Annotated in this window: 13 protein-coding genes; 8 read left to right on the forward strand and 5 right to left on the reverse strand. The window is 74.7% G+C overall.

What is annotated here, in order from left to right:
* The first annotated feature begins 47 nt into the window (after positions 1-47).
* A complete protein-coding gene (locus tag S1361_RS13385; protein WP_208032084.1) occupies positions 48-3002 on the forward strand; it encodes a beta-galactosidase in 2955 nt (984 codons plus the stop codon).
* Here the strand turns inward: S1361_RS13385 and arfA are convergent, their stop codons facing one another.
* Positions 3003-4523, reverse strand: a complete 1521-nt coding sequence (arfA, locus tag S1361_RS13390) for an arabinosylfuranosidase ArfA (RefSeq protein ID WP_208032085.1) — start codon at positions 4521-4523, stop codon at positions 3003-3005.
* A gap of 266 nt (positions 4524-4789) precedes the next feature.
* On the opposite strand from arfA, the gene S1361_RS13395 reads away from it, so the two are divergent.
* Genes S1361_RS13395 through S1361_RS13405 form a run of 3 tightly spaced genes read left to right on the forward strand, consistent with a single transcriptional unit; the run spans position 4790 to position 8005 of the window.
* The gene (locus tag S1361_RS13395; protein WP_208032086.1) at positions 4790-5392 is read left to right on the forward strand and encodes a toxin-antitoxin system, toxin component family protein; all 603 of its coding nucleotides are present in this window, start codon (positions 4790-4792) and stop codon (positions 5390-5392) included.
* The gene (locus tag S1361_RS13400; protein ID WP_208032087.1) at positions 5389-6618 is read left to right on the forward strand and encodes an MAB_1171c family putative transporter; all 1230 of its coding nucleotides are present in this window, start codon (positions 5389-5391) and stop codon (positions 6616-6618) included. The genes S1361_RS13395 and S1361_RS13400 overlap by 4 nt, the downstream gene beginning before the upstream one ends.
* Entirely contained in the window at positions 6611-8005 is a 1395-nt protein-coding gene (locus S1361_RS13405; protein WP_208032088.1) for an NAD(P)/FAD-dependent oxidoreductase, read from the forward strand. Before S1361_RS13400 ends, S1361_RS13405 begins: the two co-directional genes overlap by 8 nt.
* Before the next feature lie 245 nt (positions 8006-8250).
* Here the strand turns inward: S1361_RS13405 and S1361_RS13410 are convergent, their stop codons facing one another.
* Together S1361_RS13410 and S1361_RS13415 are read right to left on the reverse strand one after the other, a co-directional pair.
* The gene (locus S1361_RS13410) at positions 8251-9096 is read right to left on the reverse strand and encodes an SMP-30/gluconolactonase/LRE family protein (RefSeq protein ID WP_208032089.1); all 846 of its coding nucleotides are present in this window, start codon (positions 9094-9096) and stop codon (positions 8251-8253) included.
* Complete coding sequence (locus S1361_RS13415) at positions 9093-9866, reverse strand: IclR family transcriptional regulator (RefSeq protein WP_208032090.1); 774 nt, start codon at positions 9864-9866, stop codon at positions 9093-9095. Before S1361_RS13415 ends, S1361_RS13410 begins: the two co-directional genes overlap by 4 nt.
* A 139-nt stretch (positions 9867-10005) precedes the next feature.
* On the opposite strand from S1361_RS13415, the gene S1361_RS13420 reads away from it, so the two are divergent.
* Positions 10006-10563, forward strand: a complete 558-nt coding sequence (locus S1361_RS13420) for a hypothetical protein (protein WP_208032091.1) — start codon at positions 10006-10008, stop codon at positions 10561-10563.
* Between the two features lie 4 nt (positions 10564-10567).
* Here the strand turns inward: S1361_RS13420 and S1361_RS13425 are convergent, their stop codons facing one another.
* Positions 10568-11449 carry an ATP-grasp domain-containing protein gene (locus S1361_RS13425; protein WP_208032092.1) on the reverse strand — a complete coding sequence of 294 codons (882 nt, stop codon included), beginning with the start codon at positions 11447-11449 and terminating at the stop codon, positions 10568-10570.
* Positions 11450-11548: 99 nt separating this feature from the next.
* On the opposite strand from S1361_RS13425, the gene S1361_RS13430 reads away from it, so the two are divergent.
* From S1361_RS13430 to S1361_RS13440, 3 genes are read left to right on the forward strand one after another with little or no spacing between them, the layout of a single operon-like run.
* Entirely contained in the window at positions 11549-12154 is a 606-nt protein-coding gene (locus tag S1361_RS13430; RefSeq protein WP_208032093.1) for an O-methyltransferase, read from the forward strand.
* A gap of 55 nt (positions 12155-12209) precedes the next feature.
* Entirely contained in the window at positions 12210-13694 is a 1485-nt protein-coding gene (locus tag S1361_RS13435) for an acyl-CoA synthetase (protein ID WP_208032094.1), read from the forward strand.
* Entirely contained in the window at positions 13687-15075 is a 1389-nt protein-coding gene (locus S1361_RS13440; RefSeq protein WP_208032095.1) for a carboxyl transferase domain-containing protein, read from the forward strand. Before S1361_RS13435 ends, S1361_RS13440 begins: the two co-directional genes overlap by 8 nt.
* A gap of 30 nt (positions 15076-15105) precedes the next feature.
* Here the strand turns inward: S1361_RS13440 and S1361_RS13445 are convergent, their stop codons facing one another.
* Complete coding sequence (locus S1361_RS13445; RefSeq protein WP_208032096.1) at positions 15106-18726, reverse strand: S8 family serine peptidase; 3621 nt, start codon at positions 18724-18726, stop codon at positions 15106-15108.
* Positions 18727-18949 lie beyond the last annotated feature (223 nt).

Genomic DNA, 18949 nt, shown 5'->3' on the forward strand with positions numbered 1-18949 from the left:
AGAATGGCCGGACCGCGCCCCCGTAAGACCGCCCGGGAGGATCCACCTTGGCGCTCAGCAGACGTACCTTCAGTGCCCTGGCCGGCTCGGCCGCGCTCGGGCTCGCCCTGGGCGGCAGCGGCGGCCCCGGCGCGCCGTCCGCGTACGCGGGCGCCAGCGCGCCGACCGGTCCGGCGCCGGCCCCGCCGCGCGCGGACGGCCGGCGGCACACCATCGGGTACGACCGCTACTCGCTGCTCGTCGACGGGCGGCGGCTGGTGCTGTGGTCCGGCGAGATGCACCCGTTCCGGCTGCCCAGCCCGTCGCTGTGGCGGGACGTGCTGCAGAAGATGCGGGCGCACGGGTTCAACGCCGTCAGCATCTACGTGGCCTGGAACTACCACTCCCCCGCGCCCGGCCGGTACGACTTCACGGGCGTGCGGGACCTGGACCTGTTCCTGCGGACGGCCGCCGAGACCGGGCTGTACGTCGTCCTGCGGCCGGGTCCGTACATCAACGCCGAGGTGGACGGCGGCGGCTTCCCGGGCTGGCTGACCGCGACGAAGGGCACGGCCCGCACCGACGACCCGGCCTATCTGTCGCACGTCGACGAGTGGCTGACCCAGGTGAACCGGATCGCCGGCCGGCACCTGTTCACGCAGGGCACCGGCACGGTCCTGCTGTACCAGATCGAGAACGAGTACGACGCCCACGTGGGGGAGCCCACCGGGCGGAACTACATGGCCCACCTGTACCGGAAGGTGCGGGCCGACGGGATCGACGTACCGCTGTTCCACAACGACAAGGGCCGCAACGGGTACTGGACCCCCGGCTCGTTCGACACCGGCGGCGAGCGGGGCGGCTGGCTGTACGGGTTCGACGGGTACCCGTCCCCCTCCCAGACCCCGCCGGACTGGGGGCACTACGGCCCCGGCGGCGCGAAGGGCGGGGCCACCGCCTCCCCCACCACGCCCGGGTTCGTGCCCGAGTTCGGGGGCGGCTGGTTCGATCCGTGGGGCGGTGCCTGGTTCGACGGCAAGGGGTACGCAGAGTCGCGGCGCACCCGGGACGCCGCGTACGAGCGCCGGTTCTACCTGACCAACCTGGCCAACGGCCTCACCCTGCACAACGTGTACATGACCTTCGGCGGCACCTCGTGGGGCTGGCTGCCCGCGCCGGTCGTCTACACGTCGTACGACTACGGCGCCGCCATCGACGAGGCCCGTAACGTCACGGACAAGATGGCGCCGATGCACCAGCTGGGGCACCTGCTCCAGCGCGTGCCCGACTTCGCCAAGCTGGACCGGGCGGCGGACGTGACCGCCGAGGGGCTGAAGGTGTACCACCTGACCAACCCCGACACCGGCAGCCATGTGTACATCGCCCGCAACGACGGCACGGACCCGGTCACCACCGACCTGCCGACCGACGCCGGCGACCTGCCGATCACGGTGCCCGGCAAGGACGCCACGCTGCTCACCACCGGGCTGCCGCTGGGCGAGCGGACCCTGAAGTACGCCACCGCCTCGCCCATGACGCTCGTGACGGCGGGCCGGCAGGACGTCGCGGTGTTCGCGGGCCGGAGCGGCCAGATGGCCGAGCTGGTGCTGGACTGCCCGGACGAGCCGTTCGTGCAGCGGCTCGACGAGGAGGCCGGCTGGGCCTACGACCGCGGCGAACTCCATGTGAACGCGCCCCTCGGGCAGGGCGGCCTGACCCGGGTCCTGGTGCAGAACGGCGGGAGCGACACCCCGCTGCTGCTGCTCTTCGCCGACGACGCCACCGCCGTCCGCCTCTTCCCCCACGACACTCCGTCCGGGACGCTGCTCGTCTACGGCCCGGCGCTGCTGCGGCACGTGGAGCTGCGCGGCTCGGAGGTGCATCTGACCGGTGACGTCACCGAGCGGACCAGCATGGAGGTGTGGGGGCCGCGCGGGATCGACACCCTGGTGTGGAACGGGCAGCGGCTGGCCACCCGGGTCACCCTCTCCGGCAGCCTGATGACCACCGGGATGCTGCCGGACGTGCCCGAGGTCCGGCTGCCCGAGCTGGGCGGGTGGCGGATGCGGAGGGAGAACCCGGAGGCGGGCCCGAGCTTCGACGACTCCTCGTGGAAGGTGGCCGACAAGGCCTCCTCGTCCAGTACCACGGCCGTCCCGGACGGACAGCCGGTCCTCTTCGCCGACGACTACGGCTTCCACTACGGGGACGTCTGGTACCGGGGCACCTTCGACGACACCACCGGCGTCGAGGAGGTGTCGCTCGCCTACAGCACCGGCACGCAGGGCCTGCTGATGGCCTGGCTGGACGGCGAGCCGCTGGGCACGCACCGGATGCCGGTGCCGGACAAGACGGTGACCATCCGCAAGGGCAGCTGGGCGGAGACGGCGGTCTTCCCGGTGCGCGAGCAGCTGCGCTCCCCCGGCCGGCATGTGCTGTCGGTCCTGGTCCGGCGCATGCAGCACGACCAGGACGGCAAGGCGCTCGACACGCACAAGGCGGCGCGCGGGCTGACGGCGGTCACCTTCAAGGGCGCCGCGCCGAAGGTGCGCTGGCGCATCCAGGGCGCGGGCGCCGCCGACCCCGTGCGCGGGCCGATGAACAACGGCGGCCTGTACGGCGAGCGGGAGGGCTGGCACCTGCCCGGCTTCCGGGACCGGGACTGGGAGAAGGTGAGTTTCCCGCGCGCCGCGCGGTACCAGGGCGTGACCTGGTACCGGACCGAGTTCCGGCTGTCGGTGCCGGGCGGCGTCGACGCGTCGATCGGCCTGACCCTGGACGACGACCCGTACCGCGCCTACCGCGCCCAGCTCTTCCTCAACGGCTGGAACCTGGGCCAGTACATCAACAACGTCGGCCCGCAGCACACCTTCGTCCTGCCGAACGGCATCCTGCGCACCCGGGGCACCAACACCCTCGCGCTGGCGGTCCTCTCGGAGTTCACCACGCTGTCGGGCCCCGGGTCGGTACGGCTGACGCTGCTCGGCAAGGCGAGCGGCGGTGTGCCGGTCACACCGGTCTGATCACGCCAGCCTGATCACGTTCCAGGACAGCGGCTCCAGTACGGCGGTGAGGGTGCCGTCCGCCAGGGCGGTGCCCTCGACCGGGTGCGGGCCGACGCGTTCGGGGTCGGCCAGGGTGTTGCGGGCGTCGGGGTCGGCGTCCGCGAGCGCGCTGTGCTCGGTGACGGCCGTCAGCCCCAGCCCGTGGAGGGTCACCTCCAGGGGCAGTGGTTCGGTACGGCTGCGGTTGACCGCGAACACCGTGACCGTGCCGTCGTCCGCGCGGACGGCGGTGGCGTGCAGCAGGTCCGTCTCGCCGTACTTCTTCGTCTCGTAGGTCGGGGAGTCGACACGGACGTCCAGCACCCGGCCCCGGCCGTACCGGGAGGCCTGGGCGAACGGGAAGAACGTCGTCTGCCGCCAGGCCGGGCCGCCGGGCTCGGTCATGATCGGGGCGATGACGTTGACGAGCTGGGCGAGGCAGGCGACGGTGACGCGGTCGGCGTGCCGGAGCAGCGCGATGAGGAGCGAGCCGAGGACGACCGCGTCGGTGACGCTGTAGGTGTCCTCCAGCAGGCGGGGCGCCTCGGGCCAGTCTGAGGGGGCGACGGTCCTGGCGTACTCCTGCCACTTCGAGAGGTACCAGACGTTCCACTCGTCGAAGGAGAGGTTGATCTTCTTCTTCGACTTCAGCCGCGCGCCCACGTGGTCGGCCGTCGCGACCACGTTCTCGATGAAGGACTCCATGTCGACGGCCGAGGCGAGGAAGGAGTCCAGGTCGCCGTCGACGGGCTCGTAGTAGGCGTGCAGCGAGACGTGGTCGACCAGCTCGTAGGTCTCCGCCAGGACGGTCGCCTCCCACTCGGCGAAAGTGGGCATGGCCTGGCTGGAGGAGCCGCAGACGACCAGTTCCACCCCGGGGTCCTGCCGGCGCATGGCGCGGGCGGTCTCGGCGGCGATCCGCCCGTACTCGCGGGCCGTCCTGTGGCCGGTCTGCCAGGGGCCGTCCATCTCGTTGCCGAGGCACCAGAGCCGGATGCCGAAGGGCTCCTTGTCGCCGTGGGCGACGCGCAGGTCGGAGAGGGCCGTGCCGGCGGGGTGGTTGGCGTACTCCTGGAGCTGGAGGGCCTCGGCGACGCCTCTCGTCCCGAGGTTCACGGCCATCATGGGCTCGGCCCGGGGGCCGAGCTTCCTCAGGAACGCGATGTACTCCGAGAGGCCGAACCGGTTGGTCTCGGTGGAGTGCCAGGCCAGGTCCAGGCGCCGGGGGCGTTCCGCCCGCGGGCCGACCGAGTCCTCCCACCTGTAGCCCGACACGAAGTTGCCACCCGGGTAGCGGACGGCGGTGACGCCGAGTTCGCGGACCAGGTCGAGCACGTCGGTCCGCAGGCCTTCGGCGTCGGCCGTGGGGTGGCCGGGCTCGTAGATGCCGGTATAGACGCAGCGGCCGAGGTGTTCCACGAAGGAGCCGAAGAGGCGGGGGCCGGCGTCGCCGACGCCGAAGGCGGGGTCGAGGGTGAAGCGGGCGGTGCGCTTGCTCATGGAATCCTCCCGAGTCACGGGGAAACCGGCCGACCGGCGTGCCGCCGCAGCTCCTTGGCCCATACCTTGGCCCCCCAGTGTTCGATATGTCGGATGCCGCTCGTAAGTTCGAACGGGACCGTAGGTTCGAAGCGCTCCCGCGTCAATGGGTCCGGCACAGCCTCCGGTCGTTCCCCGTTGAACAACGGTCGCCGGATCGCATGACGTGGGCACATCCGGGCGCGTACGCTCGGACCAGCCGCAACCGGCGGTGGGAAGGGAGACAGATGAGCTTCGGGGGTGCGCGAGCCCAGGCGGTACGCCTGGCCGCACGGCTGCGGCGCTCCCGCCCCGGCTCGTCGATGCGCTCCCTGGCCGGCGACCTCGCCGCCGCCGTCCGCGCCCGTCCCGAACCACCCGAGGGCGTCCATGAGTTGTGCCGGGCACTGTGCGAGGAGATGAGCGCGCTGCGCGGCGGACGGCCGCTGGAGCTGCGCTTCGAGCGGTTCCCGGACGAGATCGAAGTCACCGGACTGTGGGTCGAGTTCACCGACTTCGACCTGGTCATCGTGGAGGAGCGGGCCGAGGCCGTGCAGCAACTGGTCATCCTGGGACACGAACTGTGGCACCTGCACGCCGGGCACCGGCACCACCAGCTCGCCGGCACGGCCGCCGCCCGGGCCCTCGCCGACGCGCCCGGCTGGCGGGACACGCCCCTCACCGTGGCCGCCCGCAACGGCTCGCGGGAGACCGACGAGGCCGAGGCCGACGACTTCGGGCACCGCCTGGCCACCGTGTTCCGGGGCCACCTCTGCGGGAACCGCCCCGCCCCGCTGGACCCCGTCCAGCGTTCCCTCGGCTATCGCGGACGTGGAGGAACGGCGCGGTGACGCTGCTGGCGCTGAACCCCTCGGGACTCCTCAGCGAGTTGTACATCTCCTTCTGGATCCCCACGGCCGTGCTCACCGCCGCCCTGGTGATCAAGCTGCCCACCATCATCCGGCTGTGGCGGGACCCGCTGCTGCGCGCCGTCGGCGGACTGCTGCTGCTGGCCTGCGCGGTGTTCGTGTTCTGCACCCCGTCCACCATCGCCGGGGTCAACCGGCTGACCGGCGTGCCCAACATCTCCGCGCCCTGGTGCTATTCGCTCATCACCGCGTTCTGCGGCTCCTGTCTGCTGCTGATCATCACCTGGCGCAACGGCCTGTCCGACCGCTCGGCCGCCACCCGCCGGGCGATGCGCTGGGTGATCTCGGTGTACTCCGGGGTGATCGCCGCCCTGTGGGCGCTGTTCCTGCTCGCCGACGCCCCCGAGGAACGGCTGCGGGATCTCGACACCTACTACGCCACCACGCCGTTCATGCGCGAGGAGATCCTGCTCTACCTCGTCGCGCACGCCGTGGCCTGCCTGATCACCTCCCGGCTGATCTGGAACTGGGTGCGCACCGAGGGCCTGGACGCCTGGCTGCGCTGGGCCCTGAAGCTGCTGGGCGCCGGCTACGTGCTGAACCTGATCTTCGACGCGGTCAAGCTGATCGCCGTGGTCGCGCGCTGGTTCGGCCAGGACCTGGACTGGCTGAGCACCAACCTGGCCCCGCCCGTGGCAGCCCTGTCCGCCATCCTCATCGCCGTCGGCTTCATCCTGCCGCACGCCGGCCAGTACCTGCACGACCGCTGGCGGGTCCGGCTCGCCCACCGCCAACTGCGGCCGCTGTACCGGCTGATGCGCACCGTGAGCGGCGAGGGCGTGCCGTTCGTGCTGCGGGCCACCCCCGAACTGCGGCTCACCCGGCGCGAGACGTTCATCCGGGACGTGCTGCTGCCGCTCGCCCGGCACATCGACACCGGCCTCGGCCGGCGCTCCCACGACGCCGCGCTCGCCCTCGGCCATCCGCCCGAGCGGGCCCGCGCGCTGGCCGCGGCGGTGAGCATCCTCGACGCGATCGAGACCAAGGCCCGTACCCCCGAGCCGGCCGAGCCGGCCGCCGGGCCCGACACGACCGACCTGCTCCAGGAGATCGGGGCCGTGTCCCGGGCCCTCCGCCGTCCCGACGACATCGAGGCGGTACGCGCGCGTGCGGCCGCCCCGGCAGAGAGCGTTGCCGTTCATGAGTGAGCACAGACCCACCGCCGTCGTACTCGGCGGCTCCCTCGCCGGCCTGCTCGCGGCCCGCGCCCTCGCCGACGGCGGCGCCCGGGTGACCGTGGTCGAGCGGGACGCCCTGCCCGACGCTCCCGTACCGCGCAAGGGGCTGCCGCAGGCCCGGCACGTGCACCAGCTGTGGTCGGGCGGGGCGCGGGCGCTGGAGGAGCTGGTGCCCGGGGCGATCGGGCGGCTGCGCGCGGCCGGGGTGAGCCGGGTGCCGATGACGACGGACATGGTGGCGCTGTCCCCGTACGGCTGGTACCGGCGCTGGGCCGAGTCCGCGTTCATGCTGCCCGCCAGCCGGGACCTGCTGGACTGGGTGGTACGGCGGCTGGTGCTGGCCGACGGGCGGATCGAGCTGGTGGAAGGGGCCGAGGCGACGGGGCTGACGGGCACGTGCGGCGCGGTGACGGGCGTGCGGATCCGCGCCCACGACGGCACCGAGCGCGCGCTGACGGCGGGCCTGGTGGTGGACGCGACCGGGCGCGGCTCGCGGGCCCCGCACTGGCTGGCCGGGCTGGGGCTGCCCGCCGCCGAGCGGCGGGACGTCGACTCCGGGCTGGTGTACGCCAGTCGCCTCTACCGGGCGCCGGAGGCGGCCCGGGCCGGCTTCCCGATCGTCAACATCGAACCCGACCCGCGGGGGGCGGGGTCGGGGCGCGGGGGCGTGCTCATGCCGGTGGAGGACGGCAAGTGGATCGTCACGCTGTTCGGCGGGCGCGGTGACGAACCGCCCGCCGGTGCCGGGGAGTTCGAGCGGTACGCCCGTCAGGAGCTGCGGCACCCGCTGATCGGGGAGCTGCTGGGCGGGGGCGCGGAGCCGCTGGGTGAGGTGGCGGTCACGCGGTCGACGGCGAACCGCCGCCACTTCTTCGAGCGGATGGCGGTGTGGCCGGAGAACTTCGTGGTCCTCGGCGACGCGGTGTGCGCGCTGAACCCGGTGTACGGCCACGGGATGGCGGTGGCCGCGCGGTCGGCGTCGGCCCTGCGGGACGTGGTGCGGCGCCGGGGGCTCGGGAGCCGGGGGCTGGCCCGGGAGGCGCAGAAGGCGGTCGGGCGGACGGTTCGGGCGGCGTGGGACCTCGCCGTCGGGGCGGACGTCTTCTACCCCGGTGCGACCGGGCAGGGGCCGACGGTGCGGGACCGGGTGCTGGCCGCGTACGTCGGCCGCCTGCTGCGGACCGCCACCGGCAACGGCCGCATCGCCCGCCGGGTCACCGACGTGACGGCGCTGGAGCGGGGGGCGGAGGCGCTGCTGGCACCGAGTGTGGTGGTGGCGGCGGTGGCGGGACCCCTGAAGCCGGCGCTGGCTGCGCCGCCGCTGACCGTGTCGGAGCGGAGGGCGGCGGGGCTGTAGGGGGCGGTGGGTGGCCTGCGCCGTCCGCCGGCTGCGGGGTCGTCGGGGTTGCTCGCGCCGTTCCCCGCGCCCCTGGGGAGTGGCCTGCGCCGTCCGTCGGCTGCGGGCGCGTCGGGGTTGCTCGCGCCGTTCCCCGCGCCCCTGGGGGGCCTGCGCCGTCCGCCGGCTGCGGGCGCGTCGGGGTGCTCGCGCCGTTCCCCGCGCCCCTGGGGTGTGTGCGCGCCGGTGCGGGGAGTCGGTGGCGGTCAGCCTGTGAAAGGTGGTTGGGGGAGGCCCTTGCCCGCGTTCGGGATCACCAGGAGGGAGCCCGACAGGGGGTGGGGGGACGTCAGGCCGGTGCGGGCCGTGGTGATGTAGAGGTCGGTCAGGTCGGGGCCGCCGAAGGCGCAGGCCGTGGTGCGGGGCGTCGGCAGGGTGACGACCCGGTCCAGCTCGCCGGCCGGCGTGTAGCGGCGTACCGCTCCGCCGTCCCACAGGGCGACCCACACACAGCCCTCCGCGTCGACCGTGAGGCCGTCCGGGAAGCCCGCGCCCTCCTCGATCTCCACCAGCGGACGGCGACCGCGGACGCCGTCGGCGTCGTGGTCGAAGACGTCCACGCGCCGGGTCGGGGAGTCGACGTAGTACATGAGGCGGCCGTCGGGGCTCCAGCCGGTGCCGTTGCTGACCGTGGCGTCGGGCAGCACGGTCACCACCGACCCGTCCCCGGTCAGACGGGACAGCGTGCCGCCGCCCGGCGCCTCGTCGTACCGCATCGTGCCCGCCCAGAGGGAGCCGTCGGGCGCCACGGCCGCGTCGTTCGCGCGTCGCCCGGGCACCGGCTCGTGGTGCAGCCAGCGGAACGTGTCGTCGGGGTCCAGCAGTGCGACGCCGTCCCGCAGGTTCAGCACCAGACCGCCGCCCGCGCGGGGCTTGGCCGCGCCGATGTGCTGGGGTGTCGTACGGACCGTGCGGCGACCGGACACCGGGTCGTAGGTGTGCAGCCGCATGCCCAGGATGTCCAGCCAGATCAGCCGGCCCGTCGCCGGGTCCCAGGTCGGCCCCTCGCCGAGCGTCGCCTCCGCCCGCACCGCGACCTCGTACGCGGTCATGCCCCGCCCCGGTGGCCCAGCCGCTCCGACAGCTCCGTCGCGCCCTTCGCGGCGAGCTGCTCCAGCTCGGCCCGGCGCTCCTCGCTCCAGCGGATCATGGGTACGGAGATGGACAGCGCGGCCACGACCTGCCCGGTGCGGTCGCGGACCGGCGCGGCAACGCAGGAGACGTCCGGGTTGGACTCGCGGTTCTCCACCGCGATCCCGCGCTGCCGGACGTCCGCCAGGGCCTCGCGCAGGGCGGCCGGGTCGGTGATGCTGTTCGGGGTCATCGCGGCCAGTGGCGTCCCGTCGGGGATCCGCGCGGCCAGCTCCGGCTCGGGCAGCGAGGCCAGCAGCATCTTGCCGACGGAGGTGCAGTGGGCGGGCAGCCGGCGGCCGGCGGCGGAGACCATGCGGACCGCGTGGGTGGAGTCGACCTTGGCGATGTAGATGACGTCGGTGCCTTCGAGGATGGCCACGTGTACCGTCTCGTCGCAGGTCTCGGCGACCGAGCGGGCCACCTGCTGGCCCTCGGCGGCGAGGTCGAGCTGCTCGGCGTAGCGGCTGCCGAGCTGGTACGGGCGTACGCCGAGCCGGTACCGTCCGGGCTGACCGGGCACCTGCGCGATGTACGACCGTGCGGCGAGCGTGGTGACCAGCTCGTGCACGGTGGTGCGCGGCAGCTGGAGCCTGCGCACGATGTCGGGGGCGGAGAGTGTCCCGTCCCCGTCGAGGAACAGCTCAAGAATGTCGAGAGCCCGGGTCACGGCAGGCACGAGGCGTCCCACGTCCGGCCCCCTCCCTTGGGTCTAAGCGTCTGTTCGAGATTTCAACAGACGATCGGCATGACGAACACAGGCTAGTCATGGCGGGGGGTGCGGGCAATGGGTCGGGAAGCACACCCGTGGTCACGGGCACCATGGGGCCATGGATCTCGACTTCCAGCTGGTGCTGCTGCGCCGCATGGCCGACCACAACCCGGACCTGGTCGAGGACGCCCGGCGGCGGCTCGGCGCATCGGCAGCGGACATGCGGGAGGCCAACAAGCGGTGGCAGGCCATGGTCCGTTCGCCGCGGGCCCGCGGTGCCGCCTCCCGGTACCGCTCGGTCCTCGGCGAGCCCGAGTCCGTCGTGCCCCGCCGCCTCGGCGACGTCGACTGCGAGGCCCGGCGGTGGGCGCTGCCGCTCTGGCCGGGGCTGCGCTTCGAGGTGCTCGTCGGGCCGGACGGCGGGGTGTGGAACGAGTGGCTGGTCCGGGCGCCCGGTGCGCCGGCGCCGCAGCTGCGCGCCCTGGAGGATCTGACGCCCTGGTCCTGCACGGTGGACGAGGCCGCCCGCGCCTTCCCGCCGGCCCGCCCGCTGGAGGGCACCGCACCCACCCGGTGGGGTCTGGCCCTCACCGCCCCCGACCGGGCGGGCGTGCGGCACGAGCTGGTCGCCGAGTTCACCTGGGGGCTGCTCCAGCGGACGGCCGTCGTCACCTGAGACCTCAGCCCGGCAGGGGACCCGCCGCCGTGAGGATCGCCTCCGTCACCCGCGGCAGCGAGTCCGGGTGCAGCCGCAGGAACAGGTTCGGTTCCACCAGTTCCAGTTCCATCAGGCGGGGTTCGCCGTCGTCGCCGTCGACCAGGTCGACGCGGGCGTACAGCAGACCGGGCGCACCGGGTACGGCCGTCAACGCCTTCTCGGCGACCGCGAGTTCGGCCTCGGTGGGCTGCCAGCGCTCCAGGTCCGGGTGGGGCACCTTGTCGGCGTCGTACGGGGTGCCGGGCGACAGGACGGCGCCCTTGCGGCTGGCGTGCAGCAGCCGACCGCCGAAGAACTGCAGCGCCCGCTCGCCGCGCACGTCGATGCCCGGCATGTACGGCTGCACCATCGCGGTGAAGCCTTCCGCGTGCATGCGCGCGAGGTGCCGTACCGCGGTGTCGCGTTCGGCGGGCGTGTAGCGGGCGGCGAACCGGGCGCCGGCGCCCGAGGTCGGCTTGATCACGAACTCGTGGCCGGCGGGCAGGCCGGCCGGTTCGCCCGGCGGTATGTAGTGGGTGGGGACGGTGGGGACACCGGCCGCCGCCAGCTCGCCGAGATAGCGCTTGTCGGCGTTCCAGCGCACGACGGGCGCCGGGTTGGCCAGCCGGGTCAGCGTGCCCACCCGGTCCACCCAGGCCCCGAACTCCGCGGCCCGCCAGCTGTAGTCCCAGGTCGAGCGGATGACGACCAGGTCGTACCCGCCCCAGTCCACCGCCGGGTCGTCCCAGTGCCGGGCCTCCGCCTCGGCACCGGCGTCCGTGAGCGCCCGCACCAGCACCGGCAGATCGGCGTCCCTGCTCGGCTCGGTTCCGGGGTCGTAGGTGGCGAGGGCTATCCGGGGCACGGCGGGGCTCCCTGTCGTACGACGGTTCGACGGTCGGTGCGGCTGTGAGGCTAACAAGCGCCGTGGCACGGGCGGCCGGGATCGGGCAGGATCACGGCCATGTCCCTTGCCGGAACGGACGCCCACACCGCCGAGCCCCGGCTGCCGCCGCTGGTGCGCACCGCCCTGTCGGCCGCCCGGGCCCAACGGTTCCCGCACTCGTGCCGGCCGGAACAGGGCCGTCTGCTGCACGCGTTGGCGGGCGGCGCGCGGCTGCGCATCGGGGAGACCGGGACCGGTCTGGGCGTCGGCCTGGCCTGGCTGGTGTCGGGGGCCTCGGCGGGCGTGCGGCTGTACAGCGTGGAGCGGGATCCGCAGCGGGCCCGGTGCGCGGCCGAGGTGTTCGCCGGCCGCCCCGAGGTCACCGTGCTCACCGGCGACTGGCGGCGGATCGAGGAGTACGGCCCCTTCGACCTGCTCGTCCTCGACGGCGGCGGGCAGGGCAAGGCGCCCGGGGACCCGCCCGCCGACGTCGAGCGGCTGCTGGTGCCGGGCGGGACGGTCGTCGTGGACGACTTCACGCCGGCGGCCGGCCGGCCCCCGCTGCACGAGGGCCGGATCGACCGGGCCCGGCTGCACTGGCTGGAGCATCCCGCGCTGCGGGCGGTCGAGCTGAGGCTCGCGGCCGATCTGAGCACGGTCGTCGGGACGCGGGTCCTGGTGTAGGAAGGGTGCTGTCGTCCCCGGCGGTCGGCACCGTCGACAGTAAGGAGTACGCCGCGTGTCCTCTCTCTTCCCCGCCCTGGCGGAAGGTCCGGCCGAGCGCAGCGAGACGGGGGTCCCCCCGGACGAAGTCCGGGGGAGGGTCGCCCTGCGGTTCGGGCCGCGGACCCTGACGTACGGCGAACTCGCGGGCGCAGCGGGCGCCGTGGCCGCCCGGATCGGCCGGGCCGGCCGGGTCGCGGTGTGGGCCACCCCGGAGCTGGAGACCGCCGTAGCGGTGACCGGCGCGCTGCTCGCGGGGGTGGCCGCGGTGCCGCTCAACCCGAAGTCGGGCGAGAAGGAGCTGGCGCACATCCTGTCCGACAGCGCGCCGTCGCTCGTCCTCGCCGCACCCGGCGCCGAACTGCCGCCCGCACTCGGCGACCTGCCCCGCGCCGACGTCGACGCGTCCGCCACCTGCGTCCTCCCCGAGGAGCGGGCAGCGGACGGCGACCCGGCGCTGATCGTCTACACCTCCGGCACCACGGGCCCGCCCAAGGGCGCGGTCCTCCCCCGCCGGGCCCTCGCCAGCACCCTGGACGCGCTCGCCGACGCCTGGCAGTGGACCGGCGACGACGTGCTGGTGCACGGGCTGCCGCTGTTCCACGTGCACGGGCTGGTGCTCGGCGTCCTCGGCCCGCTGCGGCGCGGCGGCTCGGTGCGGCACCTGGGGCGGTTCTCGCCCGAGGGCGTGGCCCGCGAGCTGAACGGCGGCGCGACCATGCTGTTCGGGGTGCCGACGATGTACCACCGGATAGCGGAGGCGCTGCCCGGCGACCCGGAGCTGGCCGAGGCGCTCGCCGGGGCCCGGTTGCTGGTCTCCGGCTCGGCCGCGCTGCCGGTGCACGACCACGAGCGGATCGCGGCGGCCACCGGGCGCCGGGTGATCGAGCGGTACGGCATGACGGAGACCCTCATGAACACCGCGGTGCGGGCCGACGGGGAGGCCCGGCCCGGCACGGTCGGGGTGCCGCTGCCGGGCGTGGAACTGCGGCTGGTGGAGGAGGACGGTACGGAGATCGGCGCGTACGACGGGGAGAGCGTCGGGGAGATCCAGGTGCGCGGGCCGAACCTGTTCAGCGAGTACCTGAACCGGCCCGACGCCACCGCCGCCGCGTTCACCGCCGACGGCTGGTTCCGCACCGGGGACATGGCCGTGCGCGAGCCCGACGGTTACGTCCGCATCGTCGGGCGCAAGGCCACCGACCTGATCAAGAGCGGTGGTTACAAGATCGGGGCCGGGGAGATCGAGAACGCGCTGCTGGAGCATCCGGGGGTGCGGGAGGCCGCGGTCACCGGGGAGCCGGACGCGGACCTCGGCGAGCGGATCGTGGCCTGGATCGTCCCGGCGGACCCGGGGACGCCGCCCGGCGCCGAGGAGTTGGCGGACCACGTGGCCCGGCGTCTCGCCCCGCACAAGCGCCCGCGCGTCGTCCGCTACCTGGAGGCACTCCCCCGCAACGACATGGGGAAGATCATGAAGCGGGCGCTCGCCGATGCCTGAGCGGCTGTCGGCGCGGCAGATGCTGGCGCTGGTCGCGGACGCGGACAGCTTCCGCGAACTCCCGGCCCCGGAGCGGGAGTCCGCGCCCGACGGCCCCCTCGGCTGGCAGGGCTACGACGCCTCCCGCGCCCGCGCCGCCGCGCGCACCGGCGAGCAGGAGTCGGTCGTCTGCGGCACCGCGAGCGTCGAGGGCACCCGGGCCGTACTGATCTCCTTCGAGTTCGGCTTCCTGGGCGGTTCGCTGGGCCGCAGCACCGGGGACCGGCTGGAGGCGGCGTACACCCACGCCCGCGAACACCGGCTGCCCGTCGTGCCGTTGATCGCGACCGGGGGCAGCCGCATGCAGGAGGGCATGCTCGCGCTCACCCAGCTCCAGCGGGTGGCCCGCCAGTCCGCGCTCACCCGCGAGGCCGGCCTGCCCCAGATCGCGGTCCTGCGCGACCCGACCACCGGCGGCGGCTGGGCCACCCTCGGCGCCGGCGCGGACGTCGTCCTGGCCCTCCCCGCCGCCCAGGTGGGCTTCGCCGGCTCCCGGGTCCGCCCACCCGACGCCGACCCGGCCGCGTACACGGCGGAATCCCAGGTGGCGGCCGGCTCGGTGGACGCGGTGGTGGAACCGGCCGAGCTGAAGCGGACGCTGGGGACGTGGCTCGGCCTGCTGGCGGGGCAGGGGGCCGGGGCGGGTGCCGATGCAGCGGCAGGTGTCCCCGCCCCGGAGCGCGTGCGCCGGCCCGAGCCCGCCCCCGTGCCGTTCGCGCTCGGGTCGGCGGGTGTGCCCCGTGGCGGGTGGGAGGCGGTGGTCCGGGCCCGGGCGGCCGAGCGGCCGAGGGCGCGGGCGTACCTGGACGCCTACTTCCGGCGGCGGGTGCTGATCAGCGGTGACCGGTGCGGCGGGGTCGATGCCGACGGGATGCTGTGCGGGTTCGGCGAGCGGGACGGCCGTACCGTGGCGTACGCGGCGCAGACCGGGGCGGCGACCCGGCCCGCCGGGTACCGGACCGCCGCCCGGCTGATCCGGCTGGCGGACCGGCTCGGCGTCCCCGTGCTGACGCTGGTGGACACCCCGGGGGCCGCGAACGACGCGGAGGCGGAACGGCAGGGCGTCGGCGCGGCGATCGCCGAGGTGTTCGGCGCGGTGGCCGCGGCTCGCGTGCCGGTCACCACCCTCGTCATCGGCGAGGGCGGCTCCGGTGGCGCCCTCGCGCTGGCCGCGCCGGGCAACACCTGGGCCACCCCGGACAGTTACTTCTCGGTGATCGCCCCGGAACTCGCCGCGGCCATCCTGAAGCGCCCGCCGCAGGAGGTCCGGTCGACCGCGGACCAGCTCCGCGTCCGCCCACAGGACCTGGTGGAGCTGGGCGTGGTCCGGGGCATCGTCTGAACGCCCTCGGCCGCACCCCCTCCGAGGGCGCTACCGGACGGCTGCCGCCCGCGTGATCTCCTGCGTCACCGAACCCCCCTTGTCGTCCTGGGCCGACGCCCGCAGGGACACGGAGGACGCGCCACGCGGCACGGTCACCGTGCCGCGCCAGGAGGCGCCCCGGCCGGCGCGCAGCGGGACCGTCCGCCAGGTCGTGCCGTCGTCGTACGACACCTCCAGCCGGCCGCCGCCGAGGGTCCCGGTCCCGGACGCCCCGGCCACGTACGCGGCGCTCAGCCCGACCGGTGTCCGCCGGCCGCCGCGCACCGCGCCGGCGAGGTCGGTACCGATGTCGTAGGCGAGGTTGATCAGCGGCAGGTACGTCCAGTGGTCCTCGGGGGTGGCCGCCGAGCGGAAGGTCCACTCGGTGCGGCCCCGGGTGGCGAGCGGCCACCGGGCGGCGTCCAGTGCGGTGTCGGTGACGACCCGGTACGTGTGCGCGTCGGCGGGCGCGTCCTCCACGTCGACGGCGGGACCCGTCCGCCGGTCGACCGGGGTGCCGTCCACGGAGACGGCCGTGGTCTGGCTCATGCCGCTGTCCTCGCTCCACACGTCGCCGAAGCCGGTGTGGTCGGGCCCGGAGTCGCCCCAGCCGGGCACGTTCAGCCGGATCCGGTTCCCGGCGCGTTGCTGGCCCCAGTCGAGCCCGGTGCCCAGCCAGGGGCGCCACACCGGGCGGAACCAGTTCAGCACCGGCCGGGTTCCGCCGGTGTAGCGGACCAGCCCGCCGCGTTCCTCCAGCGCGCCGCCGGCGGTGCTGACGGACTCGTGCCACAGCTGGCCGGGCCCGGTGGAGACGTGGTCCGTGCGCTCGGCGGGCAGGGCGACGCGCTCCTGGAAGCCGAGTCCGATCGGGAAGGAGTCGGTGACCGAGTACCGGAACTCGCCGCCGTCCTGCGGCCGGGGAGCGTGGAACCGGACGTGGACGGCGGCCAGTTCGCGGCCGCCGGGCGCGTAGGTGAGGTCGCGGTCCGGGACGGCGCCCCGGTGGCCGTCGGCGAGGTCGTACACGTACGGCGAGTCGGCGGTACCGGTCATGTCGACCCGGCCGGCCGCCCGCAGGCGTGCCGCGTCCGCGCCGTTCACGGTGGCGATCTGCAGCGGCCGGTCGGCGTTGTCGTCCGTGCCCCACCAGGCCATCAGCCGGCCGGGCACGTCGTCCGTCACGAACAGGGCCTCGGCACCCGCGTCCTGTGCGGCCCGGGCGAGCGCGGCCGGGTCGGCGCCGTCGGCGAGGCGGGCGAGCACGGCCTTGCCGGACACCCCGGTGACGGGTCCGTCGCCCACGTCCACCAGCGGGAGCCGCGTGCGGCCCTCGACGAGGGTGCCGCCGGGCTGGACGGTGGCCTCGCCGACGCCCCTGACCTCCAGCCGCGGCCGGGCCAGCCGCCACACGGTCCGGTACTCGAAGGTGCCGTGCGTGACCTTCGGGGTGGGCGCGGCGAAGACGCTGTCGTAGACGAGGGGCACCTGGACCGCGCCGAACAGGTCGGCGCCGCCGGCCTTCCGGTCGTACTCCATGAGGAGCTGGCGGGTCTCGGTGCGCCGGTCCACGCGGGCGCTGATCTCCCGCAGCGCCCGGCCGTCCAGGGTGACCTCGCGGTCCCGGTCGAGGGTGATCTCGGGCGCGGCGAGGAAGCCGAGGCCGAGGGAGTCGGCGCCGTGGCCGCCGCGCACGTCGAGGAAGGAGGCGAGGGCGTAGCTGCCCGGCCGCAGGCGCAGCGCGAGCGTGCCGGAGCCGCCGACGTGGACGGGCTGGGCGTCGGTGCCCGCGGCGAGCCGCTGCACGGTGACGTCGGCGGCGGCGGGCGCGCCCGACCGGTCCCTGACGTGGACGGTGAGGGTGTACCGCTCCTCCTCCTTGACCAGCCCGAACACGGTATGCGCGACGGTGTCCCCGGCCTGGTCGGTGGCCACGATCCGTCCGCTCGTCTCGCCCACCGGCGCCTTCGAGCCGTCACCGGTGACGGTGGTGGCGGCGGTGCCGTGGGCGGGGACGGTCAGGGTGTCGTCGGCGAGGGTCGCGACGCCGTCCGGGGCGCCCCGCACCGAGAGCTTCAACCGCACCGGCTCGTCGGACCGGTTGCTGTAGGTGACGGTCCGGATGACCGGCTGGTGCGCCTCGTACGGCCAGGCGAGGAAGCCGAGGTCGGCGCTGCCGGTGGCGGTGACCGTCGCGCGCACCGCGTCCGGCACGCTCACCCGGCCCGCGCCCAACCGGTAGGCGGAGGCGTCCAGTTGCCGCGAGGTGGACATCAGCGCGTCCTTCAGCCGGGCGCCGGTCCAGTCGGGGTGCTGCTCGGCGAGCAGTGCCGCGACGCCGGCGACCTGCGGGGTGGCCATGGACGTACCGCTCATGGAGGTGTAGGAGCCGGTGCCGGGCACGAGTCGGGAGCGGGCGGCGAGGATGTCGACGCCGGGGGCGGCCAGGTCGGGCTTCAGGGCGTTGTCGCCGTACCGGGGGCCCGTGGAACCGAAGGGGGCCGCCCGGTCGGCGGAGTCCACCGCGCCGACGGTGAGGGCGGCGTCGGCGGCGCCGGGCGAGCCGATGGAGGAGGGGGCGCCGGTGTTGCCGGCGGAGACGACGAACAGCGCGCCGGTCTCCGCGGAGAGGGTGTTCACCGCCTGCGCCATGGGGTCGGTGCCGTCGCTCGGCTCCGTCGACCCCAGGCTCATGGAGACGATCTGGGCGTGCACGTCCCGGGCCGCCCACTCCATCCCGGCGATGATCTGGGACTCGCTGCCCGAGCCCTGGTCGCTCAGCACCTTGCCGACGGCGAGGTCCGCACCGGGCGCCACGCCTTTCTCCGTGCCGCCGGAGGCGGCGCCGCTGCCGCCCACGGTGGACGTGACGTGGGTGCCGTGGCCGTTGCGGTCGGCGACCTCCTCCCCGTCGACGAAGCTGCGGCTGGTGCTCACCCGGTCCGCCAGGTCGGGGTGGCCGAGGTCGGCGCCGGTGTCCAGGACGGCGACCGTGACGCCCTTGCCGGTCAGCCCGGCGTCCCAGGCCGCCGCCGTGCCGATCTGGGCGTTGCTCGCCGCCAGGTCGGCCCGCACCCGTCCGTCGAGCCACACCTTGCCGATGCCGGACGTCCGGGTGAACCACCGCCAGAACGCACGGCCCTTGCCGGCCCGCACGGCGACCCCGCGCAGACCGGGCAGCGCGCGGGTCCGCTCGGCACCGGCCGGGGTCGCGGCCCGTACGCCCTTGTCGTAGGTCACGATCAGCGGCAGCGCGCCGGACCCGGCGTCGGTGAGCCCCTGCCGGATCAGCCCGCCGACGTCGAACAGCCGCCGGTCCAGGGTCCCCGCGCGCAGGTACGGCAGCGCCTCGTCCGGTACGACGGTGAGGTGGCCGCCGCTCTTCCGGGTCCGCACGGCCCCGGTGGCCCCGCGGGGCCGCTGCACGGTGACGGCCTGCCGGCCGCGCCCGAGGCCGGTGACGGTCACCTGGTCGCCGGTGACCAGGGTGACGGTGCTGGTGTCACCGCTGCCGGGGCCTGGACCGGGGCCGAAGGTGGGCGCCGCGGCCGCCGGGCCGGCCGGGAGCAGGGCGCTCACCAGCCCCGCCGCCAGCAGGGCCGCGCCGCGTCTGACCGGTCCTGTGCTCATCCACGCCTCTTCCCGTGTCGTGTCGAGTGCGTTGCCGGCACGAGTGCGATGTGCCTTCGCCTGTGCGGGAGTTGACCGATACCGACGGAAAAGCGCCAGGGCGGGTTTCCGCCAACCTCGGTGGAAGTCCCGCACCGCACCTTCGGATGTGTGACTCGCGTAGCACCGTCCGTAACATGGGAGGTGGTCACTGGTCGGTTACTACGGGGGAGCGAGCGCCACG

Source organism: Streptomyces cyanogenus, from assembly GCF_017526105.1.
Lineage (GTDB): Bacteria > Actinomycetota > Actinomycetes > Streptomycetales > Streptomycetaceae > Streptomyces > Streptomyces cyanogenus.

Bases quoted from the DNA above. Each gene is read 5' to 3' on its own strand.
- S1361_RS13420 (WP_208032091.1), top strand. From the start codon at position 10,006: ATGGATCTCGACTTCCAGCTGGTGCTGCTGCGCCGCATGGCCGACCAC.
- S1361_RS13410 (WP_208032089.1), bottom strand. From the start codon at position 9,096: ATGACCGCGTACGAGGTCGCGGTGCGGGCGGAGGCGACGCTCGGCGAG.
- S1361_RS13440 (WP_208032095.1), top strand. From the start codon at position 13,687: ATGCCTGAGCGGCTGTCGGCGCGGCAGATGCTGGCGCTGGTCGCGGAC.
- S1361_RS13395 (WP_208032086.1), top strand. From the start codon at position 4,790: ATGAGCTTCGGGGGTGCGCGAGCCCAGGCGGTACGCCTGGCCGCACGG.
- S1361_RS13445 (WP_208032096.1), bottom strand. From the start codon at position 18,726: ATGAGCACAGGACCGGTCAGACGCGGCGCGGCCCTGCTGGCGGCGGGG.
- S1361_RS13430 (WP_208032093.1), top strand. From the start codon at position 11,549: ATGTCCCTTGCCGGAACGGACGCCCACACCGCCGAGCCCCGGCTGCCG.
- S1361_RS13405 (WP_208032088.1), top strand. From the start codon at position 6,611: ATGAGTGAGCACAGACCCACCGCCGTCGTACTCGGCGGCTCCCTCGCC.
- arfA (WP_208032085.1), bottom strand. From the start codon at position 4,523: ATGAGCAAGCGCACCGCCCGCTTCACCCTCGACCCCGCCTTCGGCGTC.